This is a genomic window from Bradyrhizobium sp. CCBAU 53415 (assembly GCF_028128735.1).
Taxonomy (GTDB): domain Bacteria; phylum Pseudomonadota; class Alphaproteobacteria; order Rhizobiales; family Xanthobacteraceae; genus Bradyrhizobium.
Map to the genome: position 1 here is coordinate 996,880 of NZ_LBJF01000001.1, position 18,365 is coordinate 1,015,244.

Annotated in this window: 16 protein-coding genes and 1 pseudogene; 8 read left to right on the forward strand and 9 right to left on the reverse strand. The window is 64.3% G+C overall.

Annotation, left to right across the window (positions count from 1 at the left end; genetic code table 11):
- Position 1 precedes the first annotated feature (1 nt).
- From gudD to XH87_RS04595, 5 genes are all read right to left on the reverse strand, one after another.
- Complete coding sequence (gene gudD / locus XH87_RS04575; protein WP_271586325.1) at positions 2-1,375, reverse strand: glucarate dehydratase; 1,374 nt, start codon at positions 1,373-1,375, stop codon at positions 2-4.
- 26 nt (positions 1,376-1,401) lie between these two features.
- Positions 1,402-2,346, reverse strand: coding sequence for a 5-dehydro-4-deoxyglucarate dehydratase (kdgD, locus tag XH87_RS04580; RefSeq protein ID WP_271586326.1), 945 nt, complete (start codon positions 2,344-2,346; stop codon positions 1,402-1,404).
- A gap of 122 nt (positions 2,347-2,468) precedes the next feature.
- Positions 2,469-3,374 carry a LysR substrate-binding domain-containing protein gene (locus XH87_RS04585; RefSeq protein WP_035707791.1) on the reverse strand — a complete coding sequence of 302 codons (906 nt, stop codon included), beginning with the start codon at positions 3,372-3,374 and terminating at the stop codon, positions 2,469-2,471.
- A 338-nt stretch (positions 3,375-3,712) separates the two neighbouring features.
- Positions 3,713-5,665, reverse strand: coding sequence for a hypothetical protein (locus XH87_RS04590; RefSeq protein WP_271586327.1), 1,953 nt, complete (start codon positions 5,663-5,665; stop codon positions 3,713-3,715).
- Positions 5,666-5,749: 84 nt separating this feature from the next.
- Positions 5,750-6,832, reverse strand: a complete 1,083-nt coding sequence (locus tag XH87_RS04595) for a lysylphosphatidylglycerol synthase transmembrane domain-containing protein (protein ID WP_035707784.1) — start codon at positions 6,830-6,832, stop codon at positions 5,750-5,752.
- 423 nt (positions 6,833-7,255) lie between these two features.
- Here XH87_RS04595 and XH87_RS04600 point away from each other — a divergent pair, with 423 nt between their 5' ends.
- The 3 genes and pseudogenes from XH87_RS04600 (at position 7,256) to XH87_RS04610 (ending at position 10,626) form a co-directional block, all read left to right on the forward strand.
- Entirely contained in the window at positions 7,256-7,762 is a 507-nt protein-coding gene (locus XH87_RS04600; RefSeq protein WP_035707902.1) for a YciE/YciF ferroxidase family protein, read from the forward strand.
- A 75-nt stretch (positions 7,763-7,837) separates the two neighbouring features.
- Positions 7,838-8,106 (forward strand): annotated as a pseudogene (locus XH87_RS04605) (MFS transporter); the annotation flags it as partial.
- Between the two features lie 120 nt (positions 8,107-8,226).
- Positions 8,227-10,626, forward strand: coding sequence for a bifunctional diguanylate cyclase/phosphodiesterase (locus XH87_RS04610; protein WP_271586328.1), 2,400 nt, complete (start codon positions 8,227-8,229; stop codon positions 10,624-10,626).
- Between the two features lie 3 nt (positions 10,627-10,629).
- Here XH87_RS04610 and XH87_RS04615 read toward each other — a convergent pair whose 3' ends face one another.
- A complete protein-coding gene (locus tag XH87_RS04615) occupies positions 10,630-11,064 on the reverse strand; it encodes a hypothetical protein (RefSeq protein WP_158671450.1) in 435 nt (144 codons plus the stop codon).
- Between the two features lie 47 nt (positions 11,065-11,111).
- Here XH87_RS04615 and XH87_RS04620 point away from each other — a divergent pair, with 47 nt between their 5' ends.
- Positions 11,112-11,711, forward strand: coding sequence for a hypothetical protein (locus tag XH87_RS04620; RefSeq protein WP_442868234.1), 600 nt, complete (start codon positions 11,112-11,114; stop codon positions 11,709-11,711).
- A 12-nt stretch (positions 11,712-11,723) separates the two neighbouring features.
- Here XH87_RS04620 and XH87_RS04625 read toward each other — a convergent pair whose 3' ends face one another.
- A complete protein-coding gene (locus XH87_RS04625; RefSeq protein ID WP_271586329.1) occupies positions 11,724-13,067 on the reverse strand; it encodes an aminotransferase-like domain-containing protein in 1,344 nt (447 codons plus the stop codon).
- 186 nt (positions 13,068-13,253) lie between these two features.
- Between XH87_RS04625 and XH87_RS04630 the strand changes: the two genes are divergently transcribed.
- Positions 13,254-13,490, forward strand: coding sequence for a DUF1127 domain-containing protein (locus XH87_RS04630; RefSeq protein ID WP_035707772.1), 237 nt, complete (start codon positions 13,254-13,256; stop codon positions 13,488-13,490).
- A 1,148-nt stretch (positions 13,491-14,638) separates the two neighbouring features.
- On the opposite strand, the gene XH87_RS04635 is transcribed toward XH87_RS04630, so the two are convergent.
- Positions 14,639-16,186, reverse strand: coding sequence for a winged helix-turn-helix domain-containing tetratricopeptide repeat protein (locus XH87_RS04635; RefSeq protein ID WP_442868239.1), 1,548 nt, complete (start codon positions 16,184-16,186; stop codon positions 14,639-14,641).
- 163 nt (positions 16,187-16,349) lie between these two features.
- On the opposite strand from XH87_RS04635, the gene XH87_RS04640 reads away from it, so the two are divergent.
- A complete protein-coding gene (locus XH87_RS04640; RefSeq protein ID WP_271586331.1) occupies positions 16,350-16,754 on the forward strand; it encodes a DUF1127 domain-containing protein in 405 nt (134 codons plus the stop codon).
- A gap of 68 nt (positions 16,755-16,822) precedes the next feature.
- Here XH87_RS04640 and XH87_RS04645 read toward each other — a convergent pair whose 3' ends face one another.
- Positions 16,823-17,245, reverse strand: a complete 423-nt coding sequence (locus XH87_RS04645) for a hypothetical protein (protein ID WP_271586332.1) — start codon at positions 17,243-17,245, stop codon at positions 16,823-16,825.
- Between the two features lie 184 nt (positions 17,246-17,429).
- On the opposite strand from XH87_RS04645, the gene XH87_RS04650 reads away from it, so the two are divergent.
- Entirely contained in the window at positions 17,430-17,639 is a 210-nt protein-coding gene (locus XH87_RS04650; protein WP_063707793.1) for a hypothetical protein, read from the forward strand.
- A gap of 104 nt (positions 17,640-17,743) precedes the next feature.
- Entirely contained in the window at positions 17,744-18,121 is a 378-nt protein-coding gene (locus XH87_RS04655; protein WP_271586333.1) for a hypothetical protein, read from the forward strand.
- Positions 18,122-18,365: the final 244 nt, after the last annotated feature.

The following is an 18,365-nucleotide window of genomic DNA, read 5'->3' on the forward strand; positions in this document are numbered from 1 at the left end:
CTTAGCGAACGAGGCAGGGACGCTTGTCGTCGAAGGTCCAGCCGGGGATCAGGTCCTGCATGGCCATAGCGTCATCCCGGGCGCCAAGTCCATGCTTCTTGTAGAGCTCATGCGCGGCCTCGATGGCGGCGCGGTCGATCTCGATGCCGAGGCCGGGGCGATCGGGCACCGCGATCTTGCCGCCCCTGATCCGGAGCGGCTCCTTCGTCAGAGCCTGGCCGTCCTGCCAGATCCAGTGTGTGTCGATCGCGGTGACCTTGCCGGGGGCGGCTGCGCCGACATGGGTGAACATGGCGAGCGAGATGTCGAAGTGGTTGTTGGAGTGGGAGCCCCAGGTCAGGCCGTTGTCGCGGCAGGTCTGGGCCACGCGCACCGAGCCTTGCATGGTCCAGAAATGGGGATCGGCGAGCGGGATGTCCACCGCGCCCAGGCGCAGCGCATGCGACAGCTGCCGCCAGTCGGTCGCGATCATGTTGGTTGCGGTCGGCAGCCCCGTGGCGCGGCGGAACTCGGCCATGATCTCGCGGCCGGAGAAGCCGGCCTCGGCGCCGCACGGGTCTTCGGCATAAGCGAGGATGCCGTGCATGCCCTTGCAGAGCCTGATCGCCTCGTCGAGCGACCAGGCGCCGTTCGGGTCCAGCGTGACGCGCGCGTTCGGGAAGCGCTTCGCGATCGCGGTGACTGCCTCGATCTCCTGCTCGCCCCGGAGCACGCCGCCCTTCAGCTTGAAGTCGGCGAAGCCGTAACGATCGTAGGTCGCTTCCGCGAGGCGTACCACCGTCTCGGGCGTCATCGCCTCCTGATGGCGGAGGTTGAACCATTCCGCCTTGCCGCTCTCGCCCGCGACATAGTCGAGCTTCGACTTGCGCCGATCGCCGACAAAGAAGAGATAGCCGAGCGTCTCGACGCTGGTGCGCTGCTGGCCTTCGCCGAGCAGCGCGGCGACGGGCAGCCCGAGATGCTGGCCGAGCAGATCGAGCAGTGCGGATTCGATCGCCGTGACCGCGTGGATCATCACGCGGAGGTCGAAGGTCTGCTTGCCGCGGCCGCCGGCATCGCGGTCGGCGAAGGCGGTGCGGACGTCTGCGAGGATGTTGTTCATCGCGCCGACGGTCTTGCCGATGACGAGATCGCGGGCGTCCTGGAGCGTCTGCCAGATCTTCTGTCCGCCCGGTACCTCGCCGACGCCGGTGTGACCGGAATTGTCGGTGAGGACAACGATGTTGCGGGTGAAGAACGGCGCATGCGCGCCGCTCAGGTTGAGGAGCATGCTGTCGCGGCCCGCGACCGGGATCACCTGCATCGCCGTGACGACGGGTGCACCGGCAACTTGCGCGCTGGAGACTGGCGCGCCGGAGATGTTGGTCTCGGCCATCGCATGCTCCTCCCTGTTGTCGTTCGCTATTCTGCCGCCTGTTGTGTCGATCGGATGGCGGGCAGATTCGTCACCAGCGCCGCCAGTTCCACCATCTCCTGCTCGGTGAGATCGGTCAGCGGCGGCCGGACCGGGCCGGAGTCGCGGCCGATCACCTTCATGCCGGCCTTGATGATCGAGACCGCGTAGCCCTTCTTGCGGTTGCGGATCGCGATCAGCGGCAGGATGAAGTTCTTCAGGCCGGCATGGATGGTCTCATGGTCGCGCTTGCGCACCGCGGCGTAGAAGTTGATGGCGAATTCCGGAACGAAGTTGAACACGGCCGAGGAATAGGTGGTCACGCCCATGTCGAGATAGGGCAGCGCGAAGGTCTCCGCAGTCGGCAGGCCGCCGATATAGGTGAGGCGATCGCCGAGCGTGGTGTAGACGCGGGTCATCAGCTCGATGTCGCCGATGCCGTCCTTGTAGCCGACGAGGTTTGGGCAGCGCTCGGCGAGGCGGGCCAGCGTGTCGGGCTGGAGGATGGCGTTGTCGCGATTGTAGACAATGACGCCGATCCTCACGGCGGCGCAGATCGCCTCGACATGGGCGGCGAGGCCGTCCTGCTCGGAATGGGTGAGGTAAGGCGGCAGCAGCAGCAGGCCGTCCGCGCCGGCCTTCTCGGCACCAACAGCGATCTCGCGGGCGATCGCGGTGCCATAGCCGGTGCCGGCAAGCACGGGCACGCGGCCCTTGGTCTCCTCGACGGCGATCTTGACCACTTGCGGAACCTCTGATGGCGTCAGCGAGAAGAACTCGCCGGTGCCGCCGGCCGCGAACAGGCCGGCAACGTCGTAGCCGCACAGCCAGTCCATGTTGGCACGATACGTCGCCTCGTCGAAGGAGTAGTCATCCTTGAACGGCGTGACGGGGAAGGACAGGAGGCCGGATCCGATCTTCTCGGCCATTTCCTGCGGGGTCATCTTGCTCACGGCGCTGCTCCCTTCGTGCGTGTTGCGGAGGACGCAAGCCTGCGCGTCCATGCGCCGTGGTTTAGGAGACCGTTCGATGCGCGTCCAAGCCAAAGCCTATATCGACCGATGCGGATCGAGCATCAATCCTCCGTCAGCTCCGCGGAGGACAATTCGCCGGCGATCTTAACCAGCGTCGGCAGCAGCGGATTCTCGTCCTCGCGGCGCCACACCATGAACAGCTCGACGGGCACGCGGGTGCGCAGCTTCAGGGGACGCAGGCGCACGTCGGAGATCTTCAGGCTCGCGGCTGCGGCCGGCACGATGGCAAGGCCGAGGCCGGCGCGCACCATCGCGAGGATCGAGTGGATCTGGCTGAGATGCTGGACGTAGCGTGGCAGCACGTCGGCGCGGGTGAATAGCGCCACCAGCAGGTCGTGGAAGTAGCGGCTCTCGTAAGGCGAGTACATCACGAAGGGCTGGTCGTCGAAATCCTTGATGGTGATGCTGTCGGCGTTTGCCAGCGGATGCTTCTTCGGGATCGCCGCGAGCAGGGGCTCGGCGACGACGCGGCGGCTGGCCAGTTCGGGACGCGCGATCGGCGGCCTCAGCAGGCCGGCGTCGATCTGGCCGGAGGTCAGCGCCTCGAACTGATCGCCAGACACCATCTCCTTCAGCGAGAAATCGACCTCGGGCAGCTTGGCGCGGCAGGCGGCGATGAGCTCGGGCAGGAAGCCGTAGGCCGCAGCCGCTGTGAAGCCGATCTTGAGAGAGCCGATCTTGCCGAGTGCGATGCGCCGGGCGACCTGCGAGGCGCTTTCCGCAAGCTTGAGGATGCGCCGCGCCTCCGGCAGGAAGCTGCGTCCCGCAGGCGTGAGGCGCACCGAGCGGCTGGTGCGTTCCAGCAGCGGGGCATCGATGATGTGCTCGAGCACCTGGATCTGCCGGGACAGCGGCGGCTGGGTCATGTTCAGCCGCGCGGCGGCGCGGCCGAAGTGCAGTTCCTCCGCCACCGTGACGAAACAGCGGAGCTGGTTGAGGTCGAACATCGATACATGCCTTAGATGGATAAGGCGCTTCCCCGGCACTTCTAGCATCGATCACCCCCAATACAAAGACGGCGGCTTTCTGGGCCGCCGTTGAGTTGCCTGTCCCACTCCGCTTGTCCCGGAGCGCTCAGGAGGAACGTTTCAGCAGACCCGTTCGGTCTTGCCGACTATTCACCGCGAGTCGTAGAGGCGCGCGCGGCAGGGTGTCCAAGTTGAAGGGGGTATCGATCGATGCCGTTTTTGGATTGATGGAGGCAGTGCGCGGCCCGCGTGAGCCGGGCGATGGGGGGAGAGTGGTCCCGGATGTCGCCGCGCTCAGCCGGGCTCCGTCGTCCTTGCTACTGCTGCGCGCCCGGCAGCAGCTGCGGCAGGAATCCGCGCGTCACGTTCGGCGGCACGGCATCGAGCCCGAGCACGGCGCTCGCGGCCGGCAGTGCTGCATCCGCCATCGCGGCATGACCCTCGGCGCTCGGATGCACGGCGCCGCCGTAGACGGCGGAGAGCACGCCCCAGGTCGCGTCGTGAATGTCGGTCGGCTGGCTCGCCGCCGGCAAGCCTTGCGGATATGTCATCGCCGCAAAATAGCTGTCATTGGCGTCGCGGATCCAGCGCGCGCGGGGCAGGTAGGCGCGATATTCCGAAGCGCCGCGGCCGCACAGCATCGGCTGGCTCGCCGCGCTCACGATGTCAGGATTGAAGCTCTGGCCGTTCTCGGCAAAGCAGGTCCGGTCGAATTCGGGGTCATTGCCCGAATGGGCGCAGAAGCCGTGATCGGCGAACGCCGCCTGGTGCGCATCGACGAAGGTCATGCGGTCGGCTTCGGGATCGCGGCACAGCGCGCCGCGGGTGCAGGTGGCGAGGCCTTTCAGCTGCGGCAGGAATTCGGTGTCGACATAGGTCGAGACGCGGGCAAGGCGCTGCGGATCGGCGTTGAAGGCCGGATGGATGTCGAACCCGGCCCTTCCGCCGCGGCAGGGCACGCCGCCGTCGGCGAGCGCGGGATTGGCGTAGGAGACATAGACCACGTGCGAGAGGTCGCCGCCGACGAGCGGCTTCAGCGCCTCGCGCAGCTTGACGAAGTTCTGCGGCAGCTCGCGCGCCAGCGCATCGCGGGAATCATCGACGCTCGCCATCACGCCGGAGCGGCGGAACAGCGCGCGCTCGGTCGCGGTATCGACAATGACGTCGGCGACGAGACCGGAAAAATAGACGTCGTTGGCGCCGACCGAGAGCAGCACGAGATCGAGCGTGCGGTCGGGCTGGCGCTTTTTTGCCGCGGTGAGCGCTTCGCGCAACTCGGCGACCTGGGCGGTCACGCTGGTGTTGCAGACGCCGGTCTTGCCGGGCGGGCATTCGCGGGCGCGCTGCGAGCCGAGCAGTCCGTCGCCAATGCTGGCGCCGGTGCAGGCGAGCGGCAGGTAAGTCACGGCGATGTGGGTGTAGCGCACCGCGAGCGCAAGCGCGGTGCGCGTCTGGTAGCTGTACAGCGAGCGGTGGCAGGGCGCATTGAACCAGAGTGCGCTGTAGCGTTGCCAGTTGGCGAGCGTATCCGGCGCCTCGCAGGCGCGGCCGCCCTTGAAGCCATGACGGCTCGGCCGGTAATACTGTGCGCCGGCGGTGCCGAGATAGGAGCGGAAGCAAAAACCTTCGTCCGACAGCGCCAGCGGCCGGTCCGGATTGCCTTCGCCGGAGGCGATGCTGTCTCCGAGGCCGGCGACGAAAATGTCGCGGACCGCGATCTCGGTCTGGACCCGCTGGGTCGGGTCGGAGCCGGCGGAGACATCGACGGTCGCGACCGTCTGCTTGCCGTAGCGGACGCGCAAATTGACCGGCTCGGCGCAGTCGAAGGTCGATTGTTGCGGCCCGTCGCCGTCGTCGAACGACCAGGCGCAGGTGGCGCCGACCGGCACCGCGCCAACGAGGCGCACGGTGACGGGGTGGTCGATCGGCGTGATGTAGTTCTCCTTGACGTTGTCGCGGGTGCAGGGCTGGTTGACCCGGCCCTGGAGGTCGATGCACAGGCGATTGACCATGTTGCGGGCCCAGCCGCGGCCTTCACTCTGGAGCTCCAGCGATTGTTCGGCGGCGAGGATGCTGCGGTTGCGCGCATTCTCGACATGGAGCAGGAAGTCGCGCTCCTCGCGGAACAGCCGGAAGCGGTTACGCACCTCCCAGCTGATCTGGATGGTGCCGGCGTCCTGAGCGGCGGCGCGCTGGGCCGGCAAGGCGGTCCAAAGCCCGGCAAGCAGCAGAGCGCCTGCGGCGAGAGTGCGAAAGTGTACAGGGATCATGGCCCGGGTCTTCAACGGTAAAGTTGAGGCGGAAATAAGAGAGCATTGCTCCGCCGCCCGCAACCTTTGTCTGCGCCGGCCGCCTTAGCGCTTATTGGCCTGCCGCAGCAACCGCTCGCGCTCCATTGGTGTCACCTCCTTGGGCAGGTTGGCCTGCGCGCAGGCCTCGGCCAGCCGCCGTCGCTCCTGCCAGGGCTCGACCACGTTCATCCAGAGCTCGCGCGTGCCCATGATGGAGATGGCGAGGCCGAACGGAATAACGAAATACAGGATGCGGAACACCAGCAGCGTTGCCAGAAGCTGCTCGCGGCCGAATTCGGGCAGTGCCACCAGCATGGCAGCATCGAACACGCCGATCGAACCGGGCGCGTGGCTGGCAAAGCCGATCAGGGTCGCCAGGATGAACACGACCGCCAGCGACATGAAGTCGATCGGCGGATTGGCCGGCATCAACAGGTACATCGCCGTGGCGCAGAAGCCGAGATCGACGACGCCGATCAGGATCTGCACCAAGGTCAGCGGCGCCGATGGCAGCACCACTTTCCAGCCCTTCTGGCCGAGCTCCCGCCGCTTCTCGCCCATGCAGAGCCAGACCAGATAAGCGCCGATCGAAGCGAGGCCGCCAAGGGCGATCAGGCGGTTGATCGACGACGGGAGCTGATCCATCGCGGATGCGGCATCCGGATGGATGGCCATGCCGATCGAGAGCACGAAGATGTTACCGAGCCAGAAGGTCAGGCCGGACAGGAAGCAGATCTTCGCGACGTCGATCGCGTTCAGCCCGTAGTCCGAATAGATCCGGAAACGGATCGCGCCGCCGGTGAAGACCGTCGCGCCGATGTTGTGGCCGATCGAATAGGACGTGAAGCTGGAGAGCGCCGCGATGCGATAGGGCACGTGCTTCTTGCCGATCGTTCGCAGTGCGAAAAAGTCGTAGAAGGTCAACGTGCAGAACGCGAAGAAGACGCAGATCGCCGCCAGCCCGATACTGCCGCGGGGAATCTCGGTCAACGCGGTCAGGATGACCCCGGTATCGATGCCCTTGAGGGTCCGCACCAGCGTAGTGATCGCGAAGGCGATGATGAAGACGCTCGCGGCAATTCCGAGCCGTCGCCAGCCGATCCATCTCTTGAAGCCACGCTTCAGCGCGGGCAGCAGTCCGTGCATTCATCCTCCCGGCAGGGGCAAAGACCGACCGGGCCAGGCATTGGCCAATCGGGTGCGATCACGGCCAAAGGCAGGCATCGACCGCAAGGCATGATCCAGCTCATTTAAGGCAAAAACAGCGGCTTGTGCAGCCCTTGACAACAATAGGTTCTGCGCTGGACCGGCCATTTTTGTCATACGCGGTTCATATCGGCTGCGCGTTAAGCATATGAGTCGTGATACCGGCTCGGCGCGACCGTTTCGTATGGTGACATGATTTCAGGTCCTGGCGCGGTCCACATTGTTCCAGCGCAAGCGAAACCGTCTTGTTGGAACGTCGCTGCCGCGCACTCGTTGTGGCCCCATCAGCAACCGAACATGGCGGAGCGGCTTTTCGCGCAAGCCGCTGCCTTCGTGTTCCAGAAACCGATAGAGGACCGAACGATGGGACTGTTCACAAAAGACATCAAAACCATGAACGACCTGTTCGTGCACCAGCTTCAGGACATCTACTACGCCGAGCAGCAGCTGACCAAGGCGCTGCCGAAAATGGCAAGCAAGGCCACCGATCCGCAGCTGAAGCAGGGCTTTTTGACGCATCTCGAGGAAACCAAGCAGCACGTTTCGCGGCTCGAGGAAGTATTCAAGATGCAGGGCGTCGCCGTGAAGGCGGTCGACTGTCCGGCGATCGACGGCATTATCGAGGAAGCCGACGAGACCGTCGGCGAAGTCGCCGACAAGGCGGTGCTCGATGCAGCTCTGATCAACGCGGCGCAGGCCGCCGAACATTACGAGATCGTCCGCTACGGCAGTCTGATCGCCTGGGCCAAGCGGCTCGGCCACAACGACTGCGCCAGTGTGCTCGCCAAGACGCTGGAAGAGGAAAAGGCGACCGACAAGAAGCTGACCACGCTGGCTGAGAGCAAGGTCAATCTGCGCGCGGCGAGCTGATGGGAGTGAGTGTAGCGAAAGGCGCCGCGCGGTCATCCGCGTGGCGCTTTTTGCCACGCTACCGGGTGTCATGCCCTGCGAAGGCGTACTGGATCGCCCGATCAAGTCGAGCGATGCGCCGCGTCGCGTCTTGCGACCTCCCACACGATGGCCGCGATGAGTCTCGGCTATGGCGTGGTGCAACTCGACGTCACCATCGTCAATACCGCGCTCGATGCGATGGGCAAGCGCTCGGCGGCGGCGTCGCCGAGTTGCAGTGAGTGGTTAGCGCCTACACCATCGCGTTTGCCGCCTTCAAGCGTGTCTTCATGGCGGGGTTCGCCATCTTCACCGCAGCCTCGCTCCCGGCGGAACAATGTGAGCGAACATACACATTTTCCATTCACCATTCCCGGAACAGGCTTGTAGCCGGTTACCGATTGTCCACCTCTGTCGGCTCAAGTGCGGGTCGATAGGGGCCGGCAATGCATCAAGTTCTCTACTGTCTTACCGACGAGCATGATTGGCGACTCGTTGCGCTTGGCGGCGCAGTGTGTCTGCTCGCCAGTGCGGCGGCGATCAGCCTGTTTCAGCGCGCACGCGCGGCGCACGGCCCCGGACGTCTGGCCTGGATTGCCCTGGATGCGGCCGTCAGCGGATGCGGCATCTGGGCGACGCATTTCATCGCGATGCTTGCCTACGGGCCGGGCGGCGCCGGCGCCTACAACATCCCGGTGACAATTCTCTCGTTGATGCTTGCGATCTCCGTGACCTTCGTGGGGCTGAGCGTCGCCGTATCGTCCTCGCGCCCGGTGTGGATCGTTCTGGGGGGCGCCATCGTCGGCACTGGTGTCGCGGTGATGCATTACACCGGGATGGCGGCGCTGGAGATGCCGGCACGGGTGAACTGGGTCGGAAGCACGGTTGCCGTCTCGGTGCTGTTCGGAATCGTCTTTGCAGCTTTCGCCTTGTTCATCGCCGCGCGGCGCGACGACCTCTCCCATGCGCTGACGGCGATCACCCTGCTGACGATCGCCATCGTCGCGCATCACTTCACCGCGATGGGCGCGGTGCTGCTGACGCCGGACCCGACGCTCGCGATCAGCGGGCTCTCCATCCCGCCGGCCTCGCTGTCCTTCCTCACGGCCAGCGCCGCCGTCGCGATCATCGCGATTGCGCTCGTGGCCGCGCTGCTCGACCGCCGCGCCAAGGGCGAATTGGGTCGCCAGCAGATCGTGCTGGACAGCGCGCTGGAGAACATGTCGCAGGGCCTGTGCATGTTCGATGCCGACGGCAAGATCATCCTGTTCAACGAGCGCTATGCCGCGATGCTCCGTCGCACCGACATCCTGCTCACCGGTCGGCTTCTGGTCGACGTGCTCAGGGAAGAGCAGGCCAAGGGCCAGTGGCAGGGCGACGCGCATGAATTCTTCGCGCGCCTCATCGCCGACGCACGCGAGGGCCGCACCACGACCGACGTCGTCAATCGGTTCGGCCGCTCCATCCGGGTCGTCAATCAGCCGATGCAGGGCGGCGGCTGGGTCGCGACCTTCGAGGACATCACCGAATGGCTGGAGGCGCAGGCCAAGATCTCGCACATGGCCCGCCATGATGCGCTGACCAGCCTGCCGAACCGGGTGCTGTTCCACGAGGAACTCGAGCAGGGACTGCGTCGGACCAAGTCGGGCGACCAGCTCGCTGTGCTCTGCCTCGATCTCGATCACTTCAAGGACATCAACGACTCGCTCGGCCATCCCATCGGCGATGCGCTGCTCAAGGAGGTCGGCCGCAGGCTGAAGGCCACCGTCGGCGAGAACGACACCGTGGCGCGGCTCGGTGGCGACGAGTTCGCGGTGGTCCAGATCGGACGTTCCGAGGAGACCGCTGCGAGGGCCCTTGCCGGCCGCCTCGTCGAGGTGATCTCGGCGCCTTACGAGATCGACGACCATCAGATCGTGATCGGCGTCTCGATCGGCATCTCGCTGTCGCCTCAGGACGGCAGCAATCCGGACGAGCTGTTGAAGAACGCCGATCTTGCGCTGTACCGCGCCAAGGCGGATGGCCGCGGCACCTATCGCTTCTTCGAGACCGGCATGGATGCGCGCGCTCAAGCGCGGCGCCTCATGGAAATGGATCTGCGCGCGGCGCTGCAGCGCGACGAGTTTCAGGTCTATTACCAGCCGATCCGTGACGTCGCCAACGGTCGCGTCGTTGCCTTCGAGGCGCTCTTGCGCTGGAACCATCCGCAGCGCGGGCTGATCGCGCCCATCAGCTTCATTCCGCTCGCCGAAGAGACCGGGCTCATCGTTCAGCTCGGCGAGTTGGTGCTGCGCTCCGCCTGCACCGACGCAGCCACCTGGCCCGACGACGTCGACGTCGCCGTCAATTTGTCGCCGGTGCAGTTCAAGAGCCCGCACCTGATCGGGTCCGTGACCGAAGCGCTGGCCGCCTCGGGACTTGATGCGCGCCGTCTCGAGCTCGAGATCACCGAATCGGTGCTGCTCCAGAACAGCGAGGCGACGCTCACGACCCTCCATGAGCTGCGCGCGATGGGCGTGCGGATCTCGCTCGACGATTTCGGCACCGGCTATTCGTCGCTGAGCTATCTGCGCAGCTTCCCGTTCGACAAGATCAAGATCGACCGCTCCTTTGTGTCGGAGCTGGCGACGCGCGAGGATTCCATGGCAATCATCCGTGCGGTGACCGGCCTCGGCCGCAGCCTCGGCATCATCACCACGGCGGAAGGCGTCGAGAACGATGTGCAACTCGAGCTGCTCCGGCGCGAAGGCTGCACTCAGGCGCAGGGGTATCTGTTCAGCAGGCCGCGGCCGGCTTCCGATGTGGCGATGATGCTGGACCGCCCGCGGCTGCGAGCGTCGGCCTGAGGGTCAGCCGCGGCGCAGCGCGAAATGCGCGCCGCAAAACGCCATCACGGCACCGAGGCATAGCGCGGCAAGCCCGGCGAGCACGCCCGAGACGGTCGGGATCGGGCTCGGCGCCGAGGCCGCCTGGCCCGCTCCTGCAAGCAGCAGCACGCCGACCGCGATCAGGAATTGCCGCATCCGTTGCGGGATCTGGCCGGAGACGGCGCTCTGCATCAGGTTCGCCGTGAAATAGCCGCCGGAGAAGCCGACGGTCGCAATCAGCCACCAGGCGATCGCCGCGCCCGTCGGCATGAACTCGTGCGTGTCGGAGCGCCAGAGGCCGCCAAGGTCGAGACCATAGCGCGCCCCCAGCATGTGGACCGCGAGCGCGAGCAATACGCCGGAGATCATTGCGGCCCCGAGGATCAGGCGGCGCGGAAAAAATGTCGTCTCAGCCATGCCTCGCTTGTAGGATGGGCGAGGGCGATCACGCAAGCGGATCGCGGATGGGATCGATGATCGGCATGCGGGGAGCTGAAGCTGGTTCGGCCACGAGCTATGCCTACAAGGCCTCGCTGATAGGCTCGGCGCATCGTTTCGAGCTGACGGAGCAGGGGCTGTCCTGGCAGAACGGGGGACGCTCCGGCCTGTGGCGCTACGATGAGATCTCGGCGATCCGGCTGTCGTTCCGCCCGGTCTCGATGCAGCAGCACCGCTTTCGCGCCGATGTCAGCCGCACTGGTGGCGGCCGCATCGCGATCCTGTCGACGAGCTGGCAGACCGCGGCCCTGATGGCGCCGCAGGACAACGGCTTTCGCGATTTCATCGTCGAATTGCATGCGCGGATGGCGAGGGCGGGCAGCCGCGCCGAACTGACCGCAGGCCTCGGTCGCAGGACCTACGCGGCGGTGCTGGCGTTCCTGGTGGTGCTCGCTGTGGCGATGGCGGGGCTCCTGATCCGCGCGCTCCTGACCGGCGAATTCGCCGGCGTGCTGTTCATCCTCGGCTTTGCCGCGCTGTTCGCCTGGCAGGTCGGCGGCTTCGTGCGGCGCAACCAGCCGCAGAGCTACAGCTTCGACCAGTTACCTCGGTCAATGCTGCCTTAGGTGGACGGATCGCTACTCCGTCGAGTCGAAATCCTCTTCCTTGGTGCCGAGCAGCGAGGCGATCGTGCGCAGGCCGGAATCGAGTTGCTCGGGCGAAGGCGGGGCGAGGGCGAGCCGCACCGCATTTGGCGCATGACCATGCGCGATCGCGAAGGTCGAGGACGGCGTCAGCGCGATGCCGCGCCTTGCTGCCGCGGCGACGAAGGTCTGCGAGCGCCAGTGCGGCGGCAGTGTCAGCCAGAGATGATAGGAGCGCGCATCGGCGGCGAGCTGGTAGCCGGCCAGCAGCCTCGCTGCGGTCTGCTGGCGGCGCGCCGCGTCGATGCGCTTGAGGCGCGTCAGCTCGGCGACGGTGCCGTCGGCCATCAGCCGCTGTCCGGCCGCCAGCGCATGGCCGGAGGCGATCCAGCCACCGGTGCGGACAGCGCTCATCACGCTTTCGCGCAGCTGCGGGGGCGCGACCAGGATGCCGAGCGCGAGGCCGGGCGCGACCTTCTTGGACAGGCTGTCGATCACGATGCAGCGGTCCGGCCCAAGCGCGGCCAGCGGCGTGTCGTCGGCCAGGAAGCCGTAGACGGTGTCCTCGATGATGGTGAGGTCGAGCTTTTCGGCGACGCGCATGATCTCGGCGCGCCGCGTCGCGTTCATGGTGACGCCGAGCGGATTCTGGATGATGGGCTGGAGATACAGCGCCGACAGGTGCGCCTCGCGATGCGCCTTCTGGATCGCATCGGGCCGCGCGCCGTGCTCGTCCGTCGGAATCGGCACCAGCGTCACACCTAACCGCGCGGCGATGCTCTTGACGTAAGGATAGGTCAGTGCCTCGACGCCGCAGCGGCCGCCGGTGGGAACGAGCGCCGCAAGCGCCGCCGCGAGCGATTGCTTGCCGTTGGCGGTGAAGAAGATCTGTTCGGCCTGCGGCGTGAAATCCTTGCGCGCGAGATAGGCGGCGGCCGCATTGCGCGCGCTCCTGGTGCCGGTGCTGGTCGAGACGCGCAGCGCGGATTCGAGCGCGTCGGTGCGTTCCAGCCCCGCAAGGCTCCTGGCGATCATCGCCCATTGCTGCGGCAACAGCGGGTAATTGACCTCGAAATTGATGCGCGCGTCGGCCGGCTCGCTCATCGTTTCGACTTCACGCCTGACGTCGCCGGAGATGAAGGTGCCGCGGCCAACCTCGCCGACCACGAGGCCGCGGCGGAGCAATTCCGTATAAACCCGGCTCGCGGTCGAGACGGCGATGCCGCGGTCATAGGCAAAATTGCGCTGCGGCGGCAGCCGGTCGCCGGGCCTTAACGTGCCGTTGGTGATATCGGCCGCAATGGCATCGGCAAGCTTCACGTACTCGAACTTGGACATTATTGCACCGAGAGCAATGTTTTGCTTGCTCCGAGCAGTGTACCGGAGCATTTAAGTTCCATCAAGGACCGCGATTGAGCCGAGGAGAGCGAGAGCAATCCGACGGCAAATGAGGTGCAGGCGCCCACAAGCGTCCGCGCCAACGGCGCTGCTTCGCCGCGCGGGACGACAGGCCGGAGAAGAAGAATGACCACGATCTCGCAAACTGCTGGGCGGAGTTTTCGCCCATCCTCGCCGGGCGGATTTTTCGGTGCGCTCGCCAACGGCGTCTCTGCGCTGTTCGACCGGCTCGAGCGCCGCTCCGCCGTCAAGACGCTGAGCGAGCTCGACGACCGCGCCCTGCGCGACATCGGCATCACGCGCAGCCAGATCGAGGATGCGGTGTACGGGCAGTTCAAGACCGAGCTGACGCGGTATCTGTGAGGCGCTTCTGCCGCGCTCGTTCCTCCCGTGTCCCGGCTCTGCAGCGCATCAGTTCGTGCTGCGCATCGTCCGGGGCACGAGAGAGGAGTTTGGCGTGAAACTGTTTCAGCATCGTCATTGCGAGCGGCTTGTCCGCCGAAGCTCGAAGGTCGAGCCATCCAGAATCCTTCCTCACTGACGGTGTCCGTCCCGTCACCCTGAGGTGCGAGGCGTGCGATGCGAATGCACAGCATGCGGAGCCTCGAAGGATGAACGGCCGAGATGCAGACGGGCTGTCGCCTTTCGAGGCCTCCGCTTCGCTCCGGCACCTCAGGGTTGGATGATGCTTGCGGCTGCATTCGGTATTCGCTTTTGGCGTGGAGACATACCTCGCATCCTCGCGGTTCATCTCGCCCGAGCTTTGCCTCATTGCCTCACCCTCTGAAATGAAAGAGGGCGCAGGGAAGACCAGGCGCCGGCTGGCACCCGCGGTCCACTGTGCGAAAGGCAGTAGCGAAATCTGCACAGCGGCATACAGGTGTAGCCAGGACATCCCGGCCTTCCCTGCGCAGTGGTTTTACGGCTTATGTCGCGCTCTCCCCGGGGAGCGATGCACTATTGCCCCCGTCGCCTTGCGGATGACTGGTGCGCGTGCCCGGTCGGGCGACACGTTCCACCACAAGACTTGGCGCACAGACCCCGGGCGCCAGGACCACACGATTTTGCCGTACGCCGATCACACCGGTCGTGTGCGCGACACTCTCGCTCACGGTTGCCCGCCCTGCGATGCCCTTCGCGCCGACGTGACCTGCGTCCACCGCCGTCCGGCCCGCGTTCGTGACGATCGCGATACGCCCCTCTTCCTTGGGCCGGGTTGCGCAATACATACGCCGTTTCCGAAATTCGGTAAATAAGAATATTTTCGCCGCCGCGCGTTGACCCAGCGTTTGGGTGTTTTGCCCGTCGGGCGACGCAAGGTCTCGTACCCGAAGGGCGCGAAGCTTGATCCCCGGGGCTCCGGATTGTGCTGCGCTCCAGCTTGCCGACGAGCTGGGAGTGGACCTTGCTTTTGAAAGACGACCTAAAAGCCAATTCGCCTGCAGGTCGGCTTGGGGCCAATAGCTGACTCGCGCATCGCAGCGAGGACCGTCTCGCCAGCGCGTCACGCTTCATTCTGGCAACCCCGCTTTTCGAAGACCCTCAATAATCAGCTTTGAGCTTTTGGGGACCCGGGCGATATGCGCCGATATTGTAAAGGCGGGATCGATCTCAAGCACACGCGCCGCCGCGGCGTGCGCCTCAGCGTCGCGTCCGAGATGGCCGAAGGCGGACGCGAGGCCGCGGTAAGCTGGCATAAAGGAGGGATTTAGACGAACGACTTTCTTCAATGCGACGATTGCCTCGTCAAAACGCCGAAGTCCCATAAGGGCATGCGCAATGCCAAGAAACGTCATGTGCAGCAGCGGATCTACCGGGCTCATGCGAATGGCACGTTCAAAGCTTCGTATCGCTTCCTCCGGCAGGCCGGCCATTGTATAGACCCAGCCTCTGTTGTTCCAAGTGCGCCATGAATTTGGGTTGAGCAGCACGGCCCTGTCAGCCATTTCGATCTCGGCTTCACTATCGCCGACCATGCCCGCCGAGATTACGGCAACCCTTGACAAGGTGTCTGGATCACCATCATCGATCCTCAATGCCAAATGAGCGAGCCGAACTGCTTCCTTGCAGTCGAACTGAGGATCGTTGGCATAGCCTAAAGCGACGTTGCTCGCATGGCAGTCGCCTGCCAGAGCCGCTGCAGACCCGAACCTTGGTTCTAGCTCCAAAGCGCAATGAGCCAGCCTGATCGCCTCGGCCAAACTTTCGCGGGTCGTCAGGTAATAATGTTGCATGGATCGGAGAAACAAGTCATAGGCGGTGAGGTTCTCTGGTCGCCTCCGTGTCGCCATTTCAATTTCTGTTTGAAGCATCTTTGGTTGAACAGCCGAGACAACGGCGACGGTTACTTCGTCCTGGAGAGCAAAGACGTCGGTAAGGTCACGTTCAAACCTGTCCGCCCATAGATGCGCGCCTGTAGCTGCATCGATCAACTGCCCTGCGATGCGAACTTTCCCCGACGCCTTCCGCACAGACCCCTCGAGGACGTAGCGCACGCCGAGCCTGCGCCCGACTTCCTTGATATCGACGGCTTTGCCTTTGAAGGTGAAACTCGAATTGCGAGCAATCACGAACAACCATTTGAACCGCGAAAGCGCGGTCGTGATCTCCTCAACCATCCCGTCCGCGAAGTACTCCTGCTCGGGATCGCCAGACATGTTCGCGAATGGCAGCACGGCGATGGAGGGCTTGTCGGGTACCGCAGGAGCGCTCTCGGGCGTATCGCTCGGATTTGGGCCTGCAACCTCTCGCGCCTCCCGCACCTGTCCGACGAAACGAAAACCCTTGCGCGGAAGTGTCTTGACGAAGCGCTGCTCCTCACCGGAATCGCCTATCGCGCTCCGAGCGGCATTCAGGCGTGTCGTGAGCGCGGCATCGGACACGTTGCGGCCGTTCCAAATGGCATTGATGAGGTCGTCTTTACTAATGACCCGCTCCCTGTTGCGGATCAAGTATTCGAGCAGGTCGAACACCTGTGGTGCAATGGAGACGACGTCCGCCCCGCGATGCAGCTCGCGCCGGTCAGTGTCGAATGCGTACTCCTCGAAGAGATAGCGCAAGATGCGAATCCCCTTGGATGAGAGCCCCCGATAGCCGGGTAGCGCTTTGGCCTCGCCGGTAATCGCAAGAATAAGCTGCCGGTGAGGAAATTGTAAGCTGCCGGTCAAGCGTACCCGCCGACCTCGCGGCACCCTCGTGCCGGTGATCCCAGGAGACACCGCGATGAGCACGACGCACGGCACAACGTGGCTGGAACGGACATCCGTATCGACCCGGCATGTCTTCAGCTTCGTCTGGAAATATTGGGATGCCTTTCAGGAGCGCCGCGAACGCCAAAAATTGCGCGCCACCCTGTCCGACTTAAGTGACAGGGAACTGATGGATATCGGCACTACGCGCGGCGAGATCGACTACGTCGCCGCGCACCGAGGTACTGACCCGCGAGGTATGCGATCCGGCGAATGGCTGCGATACCTGCCAACGGTGGACGGCCAGATTGGGCCCACCGACTTCCGATCTGGGTCACAAGCCGCCGAACTAGCGCCGGCCGCAGACTTCCGGTCTGCCCCTGTGAACCGACATGCAGCGGCACCTCGCCATCGGAAGCTATGGGCCAGGCGAGGCTGAGAGTGGAAGTCCGCCACGGGCCATGAGCCGACATCGCTCCAATCAAGCGGCGGTGCTTGTCAGGCTCCTTAGCGGCCGTAGGGGAAGCAGCGGCTGCGATCGAGTGTGAGACCGAAATGCGCTCCCAGTGCAGCGATGGCCGCGTCCTGCTCAGGATAAGGATCGGCATTGGATGCGGCAACGATGATGATCCGGAACCTGCCGCGATCCTTGCCACCGGGTGGCAGCATCGCTGTAGCCAGTGCATTGCCCTCCCTGTCGCGCAACGTGAGGAAAAGCGGCATCTCTCGCCGTACATGGGCCTCAAGGCCGATGTCGCGCTCGATCGCGTTGGGCCGCTCGGGACGCCAGGACTGGACTGCCTTCTTCCGCTCCTCGCGGAAATATTTCTCGACTGTGTGGTTCATCAGGCGCGACTCATGCGCCGCTTCACCTTCCGTCTCGATACGGAACCAGGTCTTACCCTTCGGCGCGTCGCAAACATACTGCATTTCGCTCGTCCTGCGATCGCCGCCGATTCTAGGGCGTCGGGCCTGCAAAGCCAACATGAGATTCGCTCCCGTGCGTAACGCTGCACGATCGGAGGGGCTAAGAGTTCTTGATTGGACGTTGAAGTTTTCGTGAGCCCAAACAATACTGGGTGGACCGGAATAATCCTCTTCAAGGAGCGTCCCGATGCCTGACGTAAGGGAAAAGCAACGCGAAGCCCGCCGAAAGATCATTCGCCAATGGGCGAAGCTTCCGAAGGATAAACGGCAGTCTATGGAAGGGATTTCTGAATTCGCCAGGACCGCCGCTCAGCAGAACGAGAACGCATTCGTCCGCAGTCGTCGCGATCCGTATCAGAAGATCATGGGATGGCTATTGCCGCGTGCTCATCTCTGAACGACCGAGTTCTCCGCACATCACACCGAAGTTTCGGCAAGGTCATCGCATGTCCTGTCGTGTCCGACCCCCGGCAGGGCCGTCACAAAGCGACGAGATAAACTGTGAAGCTGAAAGCAACCATCATCGTCGCAGCGCTGCTAGCTGCAATGGCTGCACATGCCGAGACGATCGATCTGAAATGCTGGGCGCGAGGCCTTGCGGGTGACGAGCGCAACCCGGTCTACATGAACGGAGAACAGGTCATCATTAATCTGGACGAGGGGACGATGCACTCTCGGACATTCGGAAGCAATTTGGCCGTCCACGTCACGGATGCGCACTTATTCTTTGAGACGGCGCTTACGCTCGGCAACATTTGGCAACATCTGTTCGACCCGACCGCTGGCTGGCAAGGTTTCATCAACCGCGTCGACGGCACGCTTAAGGCGCATAAACGCGACGGTACTGTCATCAGCGGCCGCTGCCAGCCGGTCGGCTGAACCTGCCCATGTCGCAGATGGGTCAAAAGCGGTCGAACATTGCTGAGCCAAGCAACCTCCCGCTTCGCCCTGGGAAGCGGACCTTTATCAGTACACGCCTCAATTTGCAGCGCCTCGCTGATCGAAAGCGAGCCGGGCTTAACGTCAATTCGAAACAAGTGGGAACCGCTCAGCGTATCGCTGGACATGCTGCGCTTATCGGCTGGAGATGTCTTCGACATCCAGCCTCTTACGAATCTACGCC